The sequence below is a fragment of the Deltaproteobacteria bacterium genome (assembly GCA_016709225.1).
GTDB classification, from domain to species: Bacteria; Myxococcota_A; Polyangia; order Nannocystales; family Nannocystaceae; genus Xiheibacterium; species Xiheibacterium phototrophicum.
Map to the genome: position 1 here is coordinate 2,128,318 of JADJEE010000012.1, position 16,600 is coordinate 2,144,917.

At 70.6% G+C, this 16,600-nt stretch carries 13 protein-coding genes; 5 read left to right on the forward strand and 8 right to left on the reverse strand.

Annotated features, from left to right (window positions below; all coding sequences use genetic code 11):
* Positions 1-32: 32 nt before the first annotated feature.
* From IPH07_33785 to IPH07_33800, 4 genes are all read left to right on the forward strand, one after another.
* Positions 33-1,436, forward strand: a complete 1,404-nt coding sequence (locus IPH07_33785) for a hypothetical protein (GenBank protein MBK6922410.1) — start codon at positions 33-35, stop codon at positions 1,434-1,436.
* Between the two features lie 237 nt (positions 1,437-1,673).
* Positions 1,674-2,756 carry an SCO family protein gene (locus IPH07_33790; GenBank protein ID MBK6922411.1) on the forward strand — a complete coding sequence of 361 codons (1,083 nt, stop codon included), beginning with the start codon at positions 1,674-1,676 and terminating at the stop codon, positions 2,754-2,756.
* Positions 2,757-2,850: 94 nt separating this feature from the next.
* Entirely contained in the window at positions 2,851-3,624 is a 774-nt protein-coding gene (locus IPH07_33795; protein ID MBK6922412.1) for a hypothetical protein, read from the forward strand.
* Positions 3,625-3,758: 134 nt separating this feature from the next.
* The gene (locus IPH07_33800; GenBank protein MBK6922413.1) at positions 3,759-4,679 is read left to right on the forward strand and encodes a hypothetical protein; all 921 of its coding nucleotides are present in this window, start codon (positions 3,759-3,761) and stop codon (positions 4,677-4,679) included.
* A gap of 126 nt (positions 4,680-4,805) precedes the next feature.
* On the opposite strand, the gene IPH07_33805 is transcribed toward IPH07_33800, so the two are convergent.
* The 6 genes from IPH07_33805 to IPH07_33830 all read right to left on the reverse strand — a co-directional run bounded on the left by IPH07_33805 (position 4,806) and on the right by IPH07_33830 (position 13,193).
* The gene (locus IPH07_33805) at positions 4,806-5,678 is read right to left on the reverse strand and encodes a hypothetical protein (GenBank protein ID MBK6922414.1); all 873 of its coding nucleotides are present in this window, start codon (positions 5,676-5,678) and stop codon (positions 4,806-4,808) included.
* Positions 5,679-5,819: 141 nt separating this feature from the next.
* Entirely contained in the window at positions 5,820-8,048 is a 2,229-nt protein-coding gene (locus tag IPH07_33810) for a VCBS repeat-containing protein (GenBank protein MBK6922415.1), read from the reverse strand.
* Positions 8,049-8,184: 136 nt separating this feature from the next.
* Positions 8,185-9,255 (reverse strand): prolyl oligopeptidase family serine peptidase, encoded by a 1,071-nt coding sequence (locus IPH07_33815; protein MBK6922416.1) that lies wholly within the window; start codon positions 9,253-9,255, stop codon positions 8,185-8,187.
* Between the two features lie 128 nt (positions 9,256-9,383).
* Complete coding sequence (locus IPH07_33820; GenBank protein ID MBK6922417.1) at positions 9,384-10,526, reverse strand: geranylgeranyl reductase family protein; 1,143 nt, start codon at positions 10,524-10,526, stop codon at positions 9,384-9,386.
* Between the two features lie 3 nt (positions 10,527-10,529).
* On the reverse strand, positions 10,530-12,143 hold the full coding sequence (locus IPH07_33825) for an aryl-sulfate sulfotransferase (GenBank protein ID MBK6922418.1): 1,614 nt from the start codon (positions 12,141-12,143) through the stop codon (positions 10,530-10,532).
* A 117-nt stretch (positions 12,144-12,260) separates the two neighbouring features.
* Entirely contained in the window at positions 12,261-13,193 is a 933-nt protein-coding gene (locus tag IPH07_33830) for a hypothetical protein (GenBank protein ID MBK6922419.1), read from the reverse strand.
* Between the two features lie 152 nt (positions 13,194-13,345).
* Between IPH07_33830 and IPH07_33835 the strand changes: the two genes are divergently transcribed.
* The gene (locus IPH07_33835) at positions 13,346-14,140 is read left to right on the forward strand and encodes a crotonase/enoyl-CoA hydratase family protein (protein MBK6922420.1); all 795 of its coding nucleotides are present in this window, start codon (positions 13,346-13,348) and stop codon (positions 14,138-14,140) included.
* A gap of 34 nt (positions 14,141-14,174) precedes the next feature.
* On the opposite strand, the gene egtD is transcribed toward IPH07_33835, so the two are convergent.
* Positions 14,175-15,200, reverse strand: a complete 1,026-nt coding sequence (gene egtD, locus IPH07_33840; protein ID MBK6922421.1) for an L-histidine N(alpha)-methyltransferase — start codon at positions 15,198-15,200, stop codon at positions 14,175-14,177.
* Positions 15,197-16,495 carry an ergothioneine biosynthesis protein EgtB gene (locus tag IPH07_33845; protein MBK6922422.1) on the reverse strand — a complete coding sequence of 433 codons (1,299 nt, stop codon included), beginning with the start codon at positions 16,493-16,495 and terminating at the stop codon, positions 15,197-15,199. The genes egtD and IPH07_33845 overlap by 4 nt, the downstream gene beginning before the upstream one ends.
* Positions 16,496-16,600 lie beyond the last annotated feature (105 nt).

Sequence of the window (16,600 nt, forward strand, 5' to 3'; positions counted from 1 at the left end):
GGCGAACGCGCGGTCGTGGTAGCGATCGAAGCATGCCGTTGCTCGCCCTGCTGCCGCTCCTGCTCGCCGCCGACCACGAGCTCTTCGGCAAGCCCGTCTTCCGGCCCGCACCGCCCGAGCAGCAGACCCTCGAGACGCGACGTGAGGGCTTCGAGCGCATGCTCGACGAGCGCGGCTGGGTGCAGATCGACGATCAGGTGCGCCCCGCCGCCGAGGACGGCAGCTTCGCGCAGCCGATCATGCCGCAGGCGGCGTGGAGCTCTCCGCCGCACCGCTCGACGATCTTCCTCAACTTCTTCGGCACCGAGAGCCTCAAGCCGGGCACGAACTCCGACCTCGACGAGTCGTCGTGCCTGCAGGGCGAGATGCCGTGGCCCGGGTTCGGCGGGACCGAGCAGCAGGCGCTCGCGCTCATCGAGATCTTCGAGGTCAAGATGGCGCCGTACGGCGTGCGCATCGCCTATGACGAGCGTCCGCCATCGCATCTGCCATACGCGATGGTGATGATGGGCGGCTCCCCCAACATGCTGGGCCTCGGCAACGGTGTGCTGGGCGTGTCGTGCAGCTCGGACTGCGGCGACTTCTGGTGGCGTGACACCACCTTTGCGTTCACCGATGCCATCAACCCCAACAACGCCGATGTGCTCGGCACCACGGCACTGCACGAGGCTGCCCACGCATTCGGTCTCGCTCACATCGACGATGCCACGCGGATCATGAATCCATTCGTCGGTAGCGGTGACGTCGATTGGGCCACCACGTGCACGCCCTACAACGACGCCACCGGCGGCATCAATTGCCAGCCGACCCACGACGAGTTCTGCGGCGGTGGTGCGCAGAACTCGGACGCCGAGCTCCTGGCCTACTTCGGCGAGAACAGCCCCGACATCGAGCCTCCGGTGGTCGAGATCCTCTCCCCGGCCGATGGCACCGAACTCGAGGTCGGTGGCAGCGTGATGGTCGAGGCCGAGATCACCGACGATCACGAGGGCGTGGGCTGGAAGCTCGTACTCCCCGAGGTGGGGCAGGAGTCGGTGGCGTATCAGTTCGAGAAGAGCTGGCCGCTCGGCAACCTCCCCGCCGGCGTGTACACGCTGCGCGTCGAGGCCATCGACCACGATCGCAACGAAGCCTTCGACGAGGTGACGATCTACGTCGGCGTGGATGCTCCAGCCGGGACCAGCGGCAGCGGTGGCGACTCGGAGGGCGGCGGCGTCGACTCGAGCGGGAGCGGCGGTGGTGAGGACGGCACCGGCTCGTCGGATGCAGGCGCGACCACCGACGTCGACGGCGGCAATCAGGATGCCAGTACCGTGGACAAGGAGGGCTGCGCGTGCGCTGCCACGACGCCCTCGCCGCGGACCCCCTCCGTGCTGCTGGCGGCGGGCTTGCTGATGCTGCGCCGCCGCCGACGCTCGTGCGTCGCGGCGCGGTAGCAGCGTCCGCGCGATCGAGCGTTGCGGCACCTGAGGCGGCGACGCATGCGTCCTCTCGCAGCCGGCTGCGGTGAATCACCACGGTCGTTCGACTCGCCCGCGCCATCAGAGGCTGCTAGACCGCCGTCGACCATGCGACGCACGCGGACCTCCGAGGATGCACACGACCAGACTCCGAACGCCGCTGCGCGCGATGCAGACCAGCCCCCCCGCGTCTCATCGCGGGTCCTCGCACGCATGGTCCCGATCGCGCTGGTGCTGTGCGCAGCGCTCGCGGGGGGCACGGCGATGTTCCTGCGACACTATCGTGCCGAGGCCAGCGATGCCGATCGATTCGCCTCGCTGCATGGCGACCACGCGCGTCTCGAGTCGCTGTGGTCACTCCCGCCGTTCCAGCTGCGAGACCAACACGATCGCCCGTTCGGCCTCGCGGCGCTCCGCGGCCGCCCGTTCATCGCCGATTTCATCTTCACGCAGTGCACCAGCGTGTGCCCCACGCTGACCTCGAACATGCTGCTCGTGCGAGATCGACTGCACGACCGCGATGTCCAGTTCGTTTCGTTCTCGGTCGACCCTGCCCATGACACACCGGCCGTGCTCTCCGACTACGCCGCACGCTGGGGTGCCGTCGGCGACGACTGGACGCTGCTATCGAGCTCGTCGGCGCAGCTGAGCGACGTGCTCGCCGGGTTCCGCGTCGCTGCGCGCCCCACCGACGATCCGAGCGAACCGATCGTGCACACCAACCTCTTCTTCCTGGTGGACGCCACCGGCACCGTGCGCGGCATCTACCACAGTGACATGACGTCCGATCTCGACGCGCTGGTCGAGGACGCCCGCGTACTGGCGGCACCGCGGGTCGGCAGCGACCCGGCCCCGCGCACCATCGCGAGCCTCGGATGCACCGGCTGTCACGCCTCACCCGCCATCGCACCACCGCTGGGAGGGTCGCTCGGCGAAACACGAATGACCGATGACGGACGACGGGTCACGGTCGACGCGGCGTACCTGCGGCGAGCGCTGCTCGATCCGCGCGCGGACGTCGTAGCGGGGTATCCCGGCGTCATGCCGAGCTACGCCGGTGTCCTCAGCGATGCGGAGGTCGACGAGATCCTCGACCAGCTGCGGTCCATGACCGACGCGGCTCCGCCAGCGACGCCAGCCGCCCTCGCGATCGATCCCGTGTGCGGCATGAAGGTGCGCGTCACCCCGGACGCGCACCACGCTCGCCACGACGGCGAGGATGTCTACTTCTGCGCCGAGGCGTGCAAGGACGCGTTCCTCGCTGCGCCGGCGCAGTACGAACGACACCGGCAGTGACGTTGGCGGCCTGACGTTCCGCATCCGACGGGGTGCGGTGTCGCGGCGGGCCCGTCAGATGCGCGGCCGACGGATGCAATGGTTTGCACGGCCCATGGCGTTCACGCGAAAGTTCATCCTCGTCGTCGTCGCGCTGGCGGTGGTCGCCGCGACCTGGATCGTCACGATCTGGCCGCGCGCGCGCGAAACGGAGCCCGACGGTCCTGCGCCCGTCGTGCGGCAGGAGCCGCGGAGCGCAGGCATGCACGGCACGACCGACGCCCACCCGCGTGCGAAGTCGGCCGCGCCCATCAGCCCAGCCGAAGCCGAGGCGCGACGCGTCGCGCGTGCCCGCTGGGAGGAGCGACGGGCCCGCATCCTCGCCGCCCACGCGACGCCGGCCGAGCGCGACGCAGCACCGGAGACACCGAAGTGTGTCGGCGAGGATTGCCCGCCCGATCCGGCCGACTTCGGCGGCGACGTCGTGTTCGCGTCGTTCGTCGGCGAGACCCAGACGCTCACACGTGGCTGCGAGGAGCTCATGGGTGAGAAGCCGCAGTCGGTGCGGATCAACGCGCGGCTCGTCGGCGCGCCCGGGGTCGGCACCATCGTCGACAATGTCACCGTCACCGGCCCCGGCGAATCCATGGACGAGCTCACCCAGTGCCTCCAGCAGGGCATGTACACCCTCGAGCTCGGCGACGCCGCGGCGAACTTCGAACGCGACGCGACGCTGGTGCTCGGCCTACTCGACGAGGTCGCCGGTCAGCAGTGGCTGTCGCCGGAGGAGCTCGCGGGGATCCGGCAGCAGATGATCGATGGCGGACTCGACCCGGCCGCCGATCCGATGGTCTCGGTCAACGCCGGCGAGCCCGCCGCCGAGCCGTGAGTGCCACGCTCGGCGCTTGGCCTCGCCTTCGCAGCGCGGGCGCGCCGCGAAGGCCGGGTCCGCATCTGCACTGCCCCCTTCCCGCGATTGGCGAAGTGCACGTATCCTCGATCTCGATGGTAGGCAGGACGTGGATGGTAGGGGTGTGCCCACTGCTGGTGATCGCATGCGGTCCGGTGGTCCTGGCCGGCGACGACTCGACCACCGGTGTGATCGAGACGACCAGCAACAGCGCCGGCCCGTCGACATCCTCCGATGCCCCGCCGACGACGACGATCGGCAGCACGTCGAGCGCAGACACCTCGGCGTCCGCGACCTCCGGCGTCGAACCCGACACCGGGCTCGACAGTGCCGACTTCCTCATCGAGTACGACGTCGCCCGGCCGATCGAGTGCGACCTGTGGAACGATGATTGCCCGCGCGGCGAGAAGTGCATGCCGTGGGCGAACGATGGTGGCAACGCTTGGAACTCGACCCGTTGCTCCCCGGTGGACGAAAATCCCCACGCGGTCGGCGAGCCCTGCACGGTCGAAGAATCGCCGGTCAGCGGGATCGACGACTGCGTGGCGAACGCGATGTGTTGGAACGTCGAGGCCGGGACGAACATGGGCACGTGCGTCGGCTTCTGCACCGGCTCGCGTGCGCAGCCGCTGTGCCCGGATGGCTCCTCCTGCTCGCTGACGGGCGACGGCGTGCTGATCCTCTGCATCCCCACCTGTAACCCCCTCGCAAGCGATTGCCCGGATGATCAGGGTTGCTACCCGTACGTCAACGGCGAGTTCGCATGCTTCCTCGACGAGTCCCATTTCGAGGGTTGGCCGGGCGCAGCGTGCGAGTACATCAATGCGTGTCAACCAGGCTTGTTCTGCGCCGACGGCGAGCTCGTACCCGGCTGCGCCGACACGGGATGCTGCTCGCCCTACTGCGATCGGAGCGACGGCATGGCGGACGCGACGTGCGATGCAGCGCTGCCGGGCACCACGTGCACCGCGTGGTACAGCGAGGGCGAGGCCCCACCCGGCCTCGAGAACCTGGGCGTGTGCGTGCAGGGCTGACGAGCTCGGCGCACGATTCGGGTCAAGCCAGCAGGCACCCGCCGAGCCAGTCGCCGTCGAGGACGCACGTCGTCGTCGGGTCGTCGCACGAGGACTCGTCTGCACCCGAATTCGTTGGCGCCCAAGTCACTCCTCGAAGTCGTCCACGCGAAAGGCTTCGCGCGCGCGCACCTTCTCCGCCACCCCCGGCGACAGCTCCACCGCTCGCGAGTACACCCGCGAGTCGCTCATGCAGCTCGCCGACTCGTAGCTCAGCTCGGCGATCCCGACGCCGGTCGCGTCGTCGACGAACACGCCCACCACCGCAGGGTCGCTGCGATCCAGCGTCATCTCTGGTTCTTCGCCGCGCCAGCCCGGCATGCGCGTCGACTGCAGCACCTGTGCACCCCGCACCCGCACGATGAAGTGGCCGCCGTGGTACAGCGCCTCGGCGGCTCGCTGGCCGGGCTCCGGCAGCTCATCGACGGGCGGCAGCTCGGGGCCGCTGCCGCGGTACCAGTACGGCTGCAGCGGCAGCGCTTGCATCGGTCGCCAGCCGATCGCGAGCTCGGCGTTGATCGACGCAATCCGCTGGGCGATCTGCTCCCGCTCGTCCCGGCACGGCCGACCCCAGGCCCCCTCGGTCGCCTCGTAGATCGCTTCGCCGTCGAGCACGATCGAGCGCGAGAGCACCGACTCGTCGCGGCGTCGCAGCTCGATCGCCAGCTCACCGACGAAGTCGGCGTTGCCACCATCGTCGCGGTCGACGGCCGCGATCGCACCGCCATCCAACCGCACCGCCGGAAAACCCTCGGCGAAGACCTCGTGCTCGCAGTCGCCGCTGCCGGCGGTTCGCGGCTCCAGCCGCAGTCGCGGTGCATCATCGGACGGGCGGATCGAACCCAGGGCGTCGATCACGTTGCCGTCGTCGTCGGGGATCGCAGCGCGCCGGACGGCGAGCTCCGTCGCCCGCGGCGCGACCTCCGGCGGCTCGTAGTGCGCCTCGACGGGCGGCGCCATGCAAGCACTGGACGAACCCAACACGAGCAGCACAGAGATCCGCCTCGGCATCGTCATCACTCGATGTGCCCGACGCGCGACCTGGCCGCTCGGATTCCCAACCCGCGCCCGGCCCGCGCAGCGCCGCACCGGGCGCTGGATTCACAGCGGCGCGCAGCCGTCGATGGCGCACGCGAGGCGCCGCCGCACCGACTTCGCCTGCACGGCCTCGTAGCTGTGATCGCCGGCCCGCGTGGTGCGGAAGCCGTCGATCGACAGGGCGCTGCCCGCGAAGCTCCCGTCGGCCTTGCCCGGGTAGACGTAGAGCACCTGCGAGGGGTGCACGGTCACGAGATCCGCACGACCGTCGCCGGTGACGTCGAGCGGCGCCAGCACGTCGAAGCCCTCGCCGTCGAACAGCGAGGTCGGCATGGTGCCGGCGAAGCTCTCGACGCGGGTGCCGAACACACCGGTGGTGGTGCCGAGGTACACGTAGGCGGTGCCGTCGGTGTGCAATGTGACGAGGTCGGCCTTGCCGTCGCCGTCGACGTCGCCGAGGCCGATCGGCTCGAAGCCCTCGCCGTCGGGCAACGCGGGATTCATGGTGCCCGCGAACGATTCCACCGCGCTGCCGAAGGTGCCATCGGGCTTGCCGGGGAACACGTAGGCGCTGCCGCTGGTGTGCAGCGTGACGAGGTCGGCGCGGCCGTCACCGGTGACATCGGCGACATCGATCGGGAAGTGCCCTTCGCCGTCGAAGGTCGCGGAGTCGAAGGTGCCGGCGAACGAGCTGCTCGAGCCGCCGAACCGCGCGTCGGCGAGGCCAGGGTGCACGAACACGGAACCGCCGCGGGCGCTCACGAGATCGCCGCGGCCGTCGCCGTTCACGTCGGCGACGGCGATGGGCTCCCAGCTCGCCGCGTCGGTCAGGCTCACCGGGTACGTGCCGGCGAACGACGAGACGCCGCTCGCGAAGGTGCCACCTGGTCGGCCGGGATAGACGTACGCGCTGCCGTCGTCGTATGCGGTGACGAGGTCGGCGAGCAGGTCGCCATCGACGTCCGCGACGTCGATCACCAGGTGACCGGGCCCGCCGAAGATCGCCGTCGGCATGGTGCCGCCGAAGCTGGGTGGCGCGGGCAGCAGCACGCCATCGGGCGCGCCGAGGAACGGATACGCCGTGCCGTCGACCAGCGTGACGACATCAGCGATCTGATCGCCGTTGATGTCGCCGCGGGTGGCCTTCGACGGTGAGCTGCCGGCGTGGCAGTTGCCGCTGGCCTGGCTGTACGAGTTGCTGCCGACGAAGAGGTTGCCGAAGAAGTAGCGCTGGATGATCGCGGTGCCGGCCCCCTGCGACTGTCCGAAGCAGTTGTCGTCGATGTACGCCCCGACCTTGGGCTTGCCACGGATGACGATGCCCTGCTCGGTGCCGAGGAAGGTGTTGTGGTGGATGTCGATCACGTCGCCGGCCCACGGCGAGCCGTCGCCGTCGGCCTCGTCTTGGCCGTGCATGTCGAGCGCGTGGCCGTTGCGCGTGGCGCCGATGTGATTGTGGCGAGCCTCGTACGAGATGCCGAGCCGGCCGGTGCCCGCGATCGAGTGGCGATTGGCGTTGTACTCGTTGTACTCGAAGATGCCGTCGGCCTCGTGTACGAGCACGGTGCCGTAGCCGAGGCCCGTGCGTCGGTTGTGGTGGATCGCGTCGTGGTCGACGCGCGCCCGCACGGCGTAGTCGAGCAGGATCGCGGCGTGCGACCAGCCCGAGAGCTCGCTGTGGTCGACGCGCAGGCCATCGGCATGCATCGCGCGCACGGCCCGACACAGTGGCTCGCCATAGGCCGACGCCCCGATGTCCTGGTCGGGGCCGAGCAGTCGCACGCCGGTGACGCGCACACCGTCACCCCCGGCGTCGAACAACGACGGCGTATCCTGGGTGTTGGTGCGAAGGATCGCTCCGCCTGCGCCGCCGTTGCCACCGCCGCCCGACAACGTGACCTGCGGCGGGATCACCAGACCACTCTTGCCGCTGAGATCGAGATCGGCACCGGCCTCGATCTCGATCACCGAGCCCGGGGTCGCGATCATCAGCGCGCTCTCGAGCTCGGCGACGGTGCCGACCGGGAGCACCACGACCTCCGACGGCGGTGGCTCGACCGGCGGCAGCCCGGCGTCGCCGGTCGACGCGTCACCACCGGAGCTGTCGGCCGCGGTGCCGACGTCGCTGCCCGAGCTGCCCTCGATGCCACCGCTGGTGCCGTCGGCGGCGGAAGATGCCTCGCCGGCGCCCGTGCTCAGACCATCGTCGGTGCTGCCGGACGACCCGTGCGCCGGCGCATCGGCGCACGCGACGAGGAGCGCGGTCGGAAGCAGGATGACGAGCGATCGCACGCGATCACGCTGGCACGCTCGCGACGCCGCCAACAAGCCCGCGGCCTACGCAGGAATGCCGAGCGCTCCGTCTTCGGGGCCGGCGTCGCGCGTCCACGCGCTCGGCGACCCGATGAACGGGTGAGCCCCGCCGCGCTCAGGGCAGCGTGTGCTCGGCAAAGAAATCGAGCATGCGCTCGGTGGCGTCGACGGTGTCACTGTAGGGGCCGATGAACGAGTAGCACATCTCCGGCGTGCGGCCGGGCCAGCAGTGGCCCATCGGATCGAGGGTGCACATGCGGACGTCGCCGTCGCCGTCGCAGTCGGTCCACGTGCGGCAGCTGCCGCCGTCGAGCTCCTCGACGATCGGCTCGGGATCGCAGCCGTCGATCTCGACCCAGCGATCGATCGTCGCGTTCGCGGCGGCGATCGGCACCAGGGGATCCTGCACGCCATTGAAGGCAAACACCGGCATCGGTCGCTCGGGTGTGCAGGTGTCGAGGGGGATCTGGAGCGACCCGACCACCGGCGCCACGGCGGCGAAGAGATCCGCGGCCTCGCAGGCGAGGCGGTTCGACATGAAGCCGCCGTTCGACAGCCCCGTGGCGTAGATCCGCTGGGGGTCGACGCACGCGGCCGACGCGATGTCGGCGACCACGGCGCGGATGAAACCGACATCGTCGACGCCGCCCGCCGACGAGTTGCCGCAGCACGCACCGGCGTTCCACGAGTTGTTCAACCCCTCGGGATGGGCGACGACGATGCCGCGAGGATCGGCGGCGTCGATCATCTGCGACCACTGCGACTGCATCGTCGGGTTGGACAGGAAGCCATGCATGTTGACGATGAGCGGCGCCGAGGACTCGGCGGTCGGCGAGACGTGGAGGTAGTAGCGTCGTTCGACACCGTCGAAGTCGAGCGTGCGCTCGTAGTCGCCGGGCGCCAGGGGCAGCTCCACGTCGCAACCCGCCGCCGGCGGGCCGCTGTCCTCCGACGAGCTGCCGTCGCTGTCGCCCGCGCCGTCGGTGGTGTCGGCCGTGGTGGGCTCGGCCGTGGTCGCGCCGCCGGTGGTCACGCCACCCTCGGTGGAGGAACCCGCAGTGCTCGCCCCGGCCTCCGAGGAGCCGGAGCTGCCGGAGCTGCTGCCGTCTTCGCTCCCGCCGCCCGAACCACCCGTCGAGCCACACGCACCAAGCACCAAGCAGATCGATCCGACGAGAGTCCGCATGAGGGTGCGCTTGGGTTGGATCCGAGGCGCGCGAGGTTCCGGCGATGCCCGCGACCACGGGCGACGCCGGCTCGGACCGCGTTCGTCGAGGCTTGTCCGGGGCGAGCGCAGTGCGATCGGGCACCGCGTCATCGCAGGCGCTTGCTCGCCTCGAGGCGCTCGCTCGCGTAGCCCCGCTGCAGCAGCCCGCGCACGAGCCGACTCCGGTAGATCCCGCTGCCGACCAGCACGTCCATCGCGTCCTGCACCGCCAGCCGCATGGCGCTGGGCACCGCGATGTCGGCGAAGCGCCGCCGCTTCATCTGCGCGAGCGCGGCCGCGGTGCCGCCGTGCAGCGCGGCCTCACCCGCGAGCATGCCGGTGTGCAGCGCCTGCCAGATACCCTCGCCCGCGAGCGGGTCGACGTTGTAGCCGGCGTCGCCGGCCACCAAGAGTCCGGGCACGGTGTGCGGCGCCGGTGGGACCGCCAGCGGCAACGCCCAGCTGCGCGTGCGACCGACCAGCTGCGCGTGTGCGAAGCGATCGCGGTGCGTGGCCTTGAACGCCTCGAACAACGCGACCAACGAGCGGCCGTGGGCGTGGAATCGATCCGCGCGCTGGTACACGCCGACGTTCGCGACGCCATCGACAGCTGGGAAGATCCAGCCATAGCCCGCCCGCAGATCGTGCTCGAAGAAGTGCTCGGCGGCGTCGGGCCACGCGCCCGGTTCCACGCCCGTCATGTACGCCGTGAGCGCGACCGCGAGGTGTCGGCCGCGACGGTACGGCTGCCCGAGCGCGCTCTGGGCCAGCGAGCCCGGCCCGTCCGCCGCGATCACGACGTCGGCATGCAGGCACTCGCCGCCGGCGAGCTCGACCCCGGTCACGCGCGCGCCGATGCGGCGCAACCCGGTCGCGCGGACCCCCTCGCGCAGCTCCGCGCCAGCGCGCTCGAGCCCGCCGCGCAGCGCGTCGTCCAACGCGAGCCGCGGCACGATGTAGCCCGGCCGCGCGCCGAAGCTGCGGACGATCGCACCGGCCTCGGGCAGCAACGCGACGCCGGTGTCGACCCGTGCGTGGGGCACGGCCGCCAGCGCGCTCGCGGCATCGCGTGCGCCAGTGAACTCCGCGAACAGCTCGGCGGCGCGGTTCGAGATCGCGTCGCCGCAGGTCTTCGGCCGCGGAAATCTCGCGCGATCGATCACGATCACGCGCGCGCCGGCGCGCGCGACCACCGTGCCCGCCGCGCAGCCGGCCGGCCCGGCGCCGATGATCACGACATCGATGGGCATGCGTCAGCGGGCCGCCACGCCGACGAGGCGATCGTTGGCGGTCGTGCGGTAGATCCACCGGTTGTCGGGGGTGGTGAACGACCAGATGCGCGTGGGGTCGTGGCTCTCGTCGAGCTCGCGCACGCGCGCGTTGACCTGGCCCTGGGCGCCGAAGATCGCGGCGTCGGTCACCAGCAGGTGGCCACCGGCGATGCGATCGGCGTCGCCGGCGAAGATCACCTGGAACGGTGGCTCGTCGTCCTCCCACGCCACGCTCGCGGTCATGCCGACGTCGTCGAGTGCGTAGCGGACCGCACGGGTCTCGACCGCCAGCGGCGAGATGTACGGGTTGCCGTTGCCGTTGTCGAACAGCAACAGCGTGCCGTCGTCCTGCCACTGCGGCGCGTGCTGGTGGAAGAACCACGTGTCGCCACCATCGAGGGCGAAGTCGCCTTCGTCACCCAAGCGCCACAGCACGTCGCCGGTCGCGTAGTCGATCGCGATGATCCAGTCCTGGTGACGCAGGGACATCGTGATCACACCGGTGGTCTCGTCGAGCAACACCGCGTTGGCATGGGTCCAGTCGAGCGCACTCTCGCCATCGACGGGATTGACGATGAGGTCCTCGCCGTTCTCGCGGCGCCGCTGCGGATCGAGGTGATCGAACGAGTTCCAGCTCCACACCACATCGCCGTCGAGGGTGAACTCGACGATGGTGTCACCGACGGTGTAGCGGGTGCCGAGGTCGGGGTAGTCGACGTCGCGGAAGTCCTGCGAGATGGCCATGAAGTTGCCGTTCGACAGCTCGATGACGTCGTGGTGCAGCGTCGGCAGCCCGAGGTCGACGGCGTGGATCTCGGTGAGCACGTTGCCGAGCTCGTCGCGGATCCAGAACGTGTCGCCGCTGATGCCGAGGATCGTGCCGTCGGCGCGCAGCCGCACGGCCACCCACACCGCCGGCGGACCCACCAGGGTCGTGGGCGCCGAGAGGTACCAGCGGGTGATGCCGGCCGGATCGATCATGATCGCACCCGCGAAGTCGCCGGCCGGCCACGGGTTCCAGTCCGACATGCGAAAGAGCGGCGCAGGCTCGACGTCGCTGGTCTCGAGCGCGAAGGCGCCGACGAAGCCGTTCAACGCCGCCGGCGTCTCGAACTCGACCTCACCGCTCGTAGCCGCGCCGCCCTCGGTGGCCGCGACCTCGAACTGCAGCGTGTGCATGGTCGCCGGTGCCAGGCCACGCACGCGGAAGTGCAGGTGCGTGTCGTCGCCGCCCTCGGTCGCCGCGATCACCACGCCCTGATCGGTGGCGTGTGCGACGCTCGCCGAGCCGGCCGCGCTCAGCGTCAGCACGAGATCGGCGACCATCGGCTGGCCGTCGTAGGTGGTGATCTCGGCCTCGACCTCGATCGGCACCACGCCGCTCGAGCTGTCGGCCGCGCTGCTCGAGCTGTCGGCCGACGTGGTCGTCGCGCTCGTCATCGTGGTCGATGCAGTGGTGGTCGCGGTCTCGCTGCCGCCGTCACTCGACGACGACGACGACGCGCCGGCCTCGTCGGCGGCGGCACCATCGTCGGCGCAGCCGGGGGCAAAGGGCACGAGCGCGAGCGAAATCCAAGTCTTCGTCAGGGCCTTCATGGGGGCCCTTGGAGCCTGCCACATCGGCGCGTGGCGAGCGTGGGACGGCGCTCGTGCGTTCTCACCCACCCTCGTCGATGCGTTCGTGGCACGGAACCACTGGTGTCGCGGCCAAGGCTACGAGCCTGCGTTGCAGCGACCCAGCACGCAGCGCGCCCCCGAAGGGCAGCCAGCATCGACGACGCACTCGCGGTCGCCGGACAGGCACGCCCCGACCTCGCAGCGGGTGCCGCCGGGGCAATCGCCGTCCTTCCAGCAGTGGCGCGCGCCGCCGAGGCAGCGACCGAACTCGCACCGCGCCTCGCCCTCGCAGTCGAGATCGCGCTCGCACTCGCGCTTGCCGGTCGCGCAGCGGCCCATCTCGCAGCGACGCTCGCCGCCGCAGTCGCGATCGACCATGCACTGCCTCGTGCCCTCGGTGCAGCGATTGAACTGGCACCGCTTGCCGGCGGCGCAGTCGGCATCGCGCAGGCAGTCGCGACCGCCCTCGACGCAGCGACCGAACACGCAGCGACGCTCGTTGCTCGCGCCGCAGTCGACGTCGAGCAGGCACTCGCCCGCGGTCGCGACACAGGCCCCGAACATGCACAGCTGATCGCTCTCGGGGCACGCTCGTCCGTCGCCGCAGCTGCGCACACCTGGCAGGCAGGTCGATTGCTCGCAGCGCGCAGCGGCGCCGCAGTCGTCGTCCTTCTCGCAGTTGTGCTCGCCGTCGACGCAGAAGCCCCCGTTGCAGCGCTCCCACGGACTGCACTCCGCATCACGCTTGCACGTGGTCAGCACGATCTCGCCGCCACCACCGGGCCCCGGTGGCAGACGGATCTCGTGGGGCAGCTCGGGCGGAGGTTGGGTTGTCGTCGCGTCGGGCGTCCCCTCGGATGCGACCGTGGGCGGCTTCGGACGCGGCGTCACGGGGCCGGGCGTCCGCGGCGGAGCGGGTCGCTCGACCCGCACCGCCGGCGTGGTCGTGCGCGGCCGGACCACGACCCACGCAGTGGTCCCGACCACCGTCGTCGCCGCCGCCACCAGGGCCCATCCGACCAGACGCATGCAGGTGAGCACGATGGTAGTGCATCGAGTGCGCCGTTGCGAACCCAACGCCCGGGCGTGGGTGCTCGCGATGCCAGTGTCACTGGTGTCGTTTGGGGTGTCGCTCGGGGCATCGCTCGGGGCGTCGCCTGGGGGTGCTACGATCGCGCGCCATGTCCGGTTCCGATCGCGTCCTTCTCACCGTGACCGAGCACGTCGCCCACGTGCGACTGAACCGCCCCGACAAGCGCAACGGTCTCGACTTCGCGATGTTCGACGCGTTGGTGCGCACGGGGCTGTCGCTGCGCGATCGCGGCGACGTGCGGGCGGTGGTGCTGTCGGGCGAGGGCAAGGCCTTCTGCGCCGGGCTCGATTGGATGGCGTTCCTCGGCGGTGATGCCTCGCGCCGCGCCGAGCTGTTGCTGCGCGACGACGACAGCCCGGCCAACCTCGCCCAGCGCGCGTGCTGGATCTGGACCGAGCTCTCGATGCCGGTCATCGCGGTGGTGCACGGCGCGACCTTCGGTGGCGGCCTGCAGCTGGCGCTCGCGGCCGACCTGCGGCTGCTCGCCCGCGACGCGCAGCTGTCGGTGATGGAGATCCGCTACGGCCTCGTGCCCGACATGACCGCGTCGCAGACGCTGCTCCGACTGGTGCGAGACGACCTGGCGCGCGAGCTGGTCTACACCGGCCGCGTGGTCGAGGCCGAAGAGGCGGTGCGCCTGGGGCTCGGCACCCGCGTGTGCGACGATCCGCTGGCCGAGGCACTGGCGCTGGCGCGCACCATCGCGGGCGCGTCGCCCTCGGCGATGCGCAGCGCCAAGCAGCTGTGCACGACCTCACCGCAGCTGTCGACCGCCGACGCGCTGCGGCTCGAGACCGAGCTACAGCTGGGCCTGCTCGGCACCGCCGAGCAGATGGAGGCGGTCAGCGCCTCGATGCAGAAGCGCGTGCCGGTGTTCGAGTAGCGACGGCGCACGCGGCCGAGCCTTCGGCCCGTGCTCAGGCCGGGCGCAGCAGCTCGACCGCGAACCACTGCCGCTCGTCGGTCCACGCGCGATCGACCCGCAGGCCCGCCGCGCGGGCCATCAGCGCGAAATCGTGGGGCCGGTACTTGTGCGAGTACTCGGTGACGATCGACTCGCCGTCGCGGAAGCGGAACCGCTGCCCGGCGACGGTGACGATCTGCGCGCAGGTCGATACCAGCGTCATCACCACCCGCGACTGTGCATCGTCGACGAACGCGCGGTGGCGGAAGCGCATCGGCTCGAAGTCAGCCCCGAGCTCGCGGTTGATGCGATGCAGCAGGTTGAGGTTGAACTCCGCGGTCACGCCGGCGGCGTCGTCGTAGGCGGGCTCGAGGATGGTCGGCGACTTCATCAGGTCGATGCCGATGAGCACCGCACCACCGGGGCCGGCCATGTGACGCATGCTCTCGAGCAGGGCGATGGCCCGCGGGCGCTCGAAGTTGCCGATCGTCGAGCCGGGGAAGTAGACCACCCGCGGGGCCGGCACCGCGGGCAACGGCAGCGGTCGCATGAAGTCGCCCGCGACCGGGAGGATCTCGATCGCGGGGTACTGTCGCCGCAGGCCGACCGCGGTGGCCTCGAGGTGCTCGCGCGAGATGTCGACCGGGACGTAGCTGCGCGGCCGATCGAGCGCATCGAGCAGCAGCCGGCTCTTGGTCGAGCTGCCGCTGCCGAGCTCGATGATGCTCGCGCCGGGGCCGATCGCATCGGCCATCGCGCCGGCGTACTCGGCCATCAGCGCCAGCTCGGTGCGAGTGACGTAGTACTCGGGCAGATCGCAGATCGCGTCGAACAGCGCCGAGCCGCGCTCGTCGTAGAAGAACTCGGTCGGCAGGCGCTTGTCGGGCCGCGCGAGCCCCTCGAGCACGAGCGCACGGAAGCGGTCGACACCGGCGAGCGCGTTGGCGGGCTCTTGATCGAGCACCGCCGTGGAGTCGGCGAACGCGTCGTCGCGGTCGAGGCCTTGCCGCGCGGTGCGGGGCGATGCTGGACGTGTCATGGATCCCTCACGAGTCGAATGCCCGAGAACTGCCAGCGTGCAGCCGGGTCGAAGAAGTTGCGGTACGTCGGGCGGACGTGCGAGCCCGGTGTGACACAAGATCCACCACGCAGCACGAACTGGTTGCACATGAATTTTCCGTTGTACTCGCCGAGTGCACCGGCGGGCGCGCGGTATCCGGGGTAGCCCCCATACGCGCTGGCAGTCCACTCCCAGGCATCGCCGAACAGCTGGGCGGGAAGCGAGGTCGCGGTGTCGCAATCCGTCACGGGGCACGGATGCAACCCGCCCACCTCGACGAAGTTACCGACCATCGGAGCGCCCGCCGCGATCGACTCCCACTCCTGCTCGGTCGGCAGGCGTGCGTCGGCCCAGCGTGCATAGGCATCGGCCTCGAAGTAGCTGACGTGGGTCACCGGCGCCGCGAGCTCGAGCGGGCGCTGGCCGGCGAGCGTGAACTCCTCGAAGCCATCACCGGTCGCGCGCCAGTACGCGGGCGCGTCCCAGCCGTGCGTCATCACGGTGTCGTAGCCGATCGACAGCCACAGCTCGGGCCGGCGATAGCCGCCGTCCTCGACGAATGCGAGGAACTCGCCGTTGGTCACCAGCCGCGAGGCCAGCGCGAACGGCTGCAAGAACGCGCGGTGACGCGGGCCCTCGTTGTCGAAGGCGAAGCCGCGGCCGTCATGGCCGATCTCGACCACGCCGCCGTCGTCGGGCAGCCATCGCAGCGGTGTCGTCGCGACCGCTGGCCGCGTCGGCTGTTCGCGGTACACCGGCGCGATCTGGTTGCACGCGAACGCATGCAGCAGATCGGTGAGGATCAGCTCCTGATGCTGCTGCTCGTGGTGCAGCCCCAGCTCCACGATCGCGAGCACTGCAGGCGGCAACGTGCCGGCCGCGAGCGCCCGATCGATCGCGTCGTCGACGTGGGCGCGGAACGCCAGCACATCGGTGAGACCCGGACGCGAGAGCACGCCGCGGGACGGCCGCGGATGGGCCGGACCGACCGACACGTAGTAGGAATTGAACAGCGCGGCGTAGCGTTCATCGAGCGGTCGGTAGCGCGGCACGTGGGGCCGCAGCACGAAGGTCTCGAAGAACCACGCGGTATGGGCGAGGTGCCACTTCACCGGGCTGGCGTCCGGCATCGACTGGATCTGCATGTCCTCGGGCGACAGACCTGCGGTCAGCGCCGAGGTGGCCGAGCGCACCGCTTGGTAGCTCGCGCGGGGATCGTCGGCGAAGGCCTGCGTGAGCGCGCGAGGAGGCGGCACGTGGGACGCATTCGTCATCGGGGCCCGCGAGGTTACCGACCGCAGTCGAAAGCCGGCGCAGCAATCGACCCCGCGAACACGAGCACGCTCACGGCGAGCGGTGCGATCCTGCCCTCGGCGCGA

Bases quoted from the DNA above. Each gene is read 5' to 3' on its own strand.
- IPH07_33785 (MBK6922410.1), top strand. From the start codon at position 33: ATGCCGTTGCTCGCCCTGCTGCCGCTCCTGCTCGCCGCCGACCACGAG.
- IPH07_33790 (MBK6922411.1), top strand. From the start codon at position 1,674: ATGGTCCCGATCGCGCTGGTGCTGTGCGCAGCGCTCGCGGGGGGCACG.
- IPH07_33795 (MBK6922412.1), top strand. From the start codon at position 2,851: ATGGCGTTCACGCGAAAGTTCATCCTCGTCGTCGTCGCGCTGGCGGTG.
- IPH07_33800 (MBK6922413.1), top strand. From the start codon at position 3,759: ATGGTAGGGGTGTGCCCACTGCTGGTGATCGCATGCGGTCCGGTGGTC.
- IPH07_33805 (MBK6922414.1), bottom strand. From the start codon at position 5,678: ATGGCGCCGCCCGTCGAGGCGCACTACGAGCCGCCGGAGGTCGCGCCG.
- IPH07_33815 (MBK6922416.1), bottom strand. From the start codon at position 9,255: ATGCGGACTCTCGTCGGATCGATCTGCTTGGTGCTTGGTGCGTGTGGC.
- IPH07_33820 (MBK6922417.1), bottom strand. From the start codon at position 10,526: ATGCCCATCGATGTCGTGATCATCGGCGCCGGGCCGGCCGGCTGCGCG.
- IPH07_33825 (MBK6922418.1), bottom strand. From the start codon at position 12,143: ATGAAGGCCCTGACGAAGACTTGGATTTCGCTCGCGCTCGTGCCCTTT.
- IPH07_33830 (MBK6922419.1), bottom strand. From the start codon at position 13,193: ATGCGTCTGGTCGGATGGGCCCTGGTGGCGGCGGCGACGACGGTGGTC.
- IPH07_33835 (MBK6922420.1), top strand. From the start codon at position 13,346: ATGTCCGGTTCCGATCGCGTCCTTCTCACCGTGACCGAGCACGTCGCC.
- egtD (MBK6922421.1), bottom strand. From the start codon at position 15,200: ATGACACGTCCAGCATCGCCCCGCACCGCGCGGCAAGGCCTCGACCGC.
- IPH07_33845 (MBK6922422.1), bottom strand. From the start codon at position 16,495: ATGACGAATGCGTCCCACGTGCCGCCTCCTCGCGCGCTCACGCAGGCC.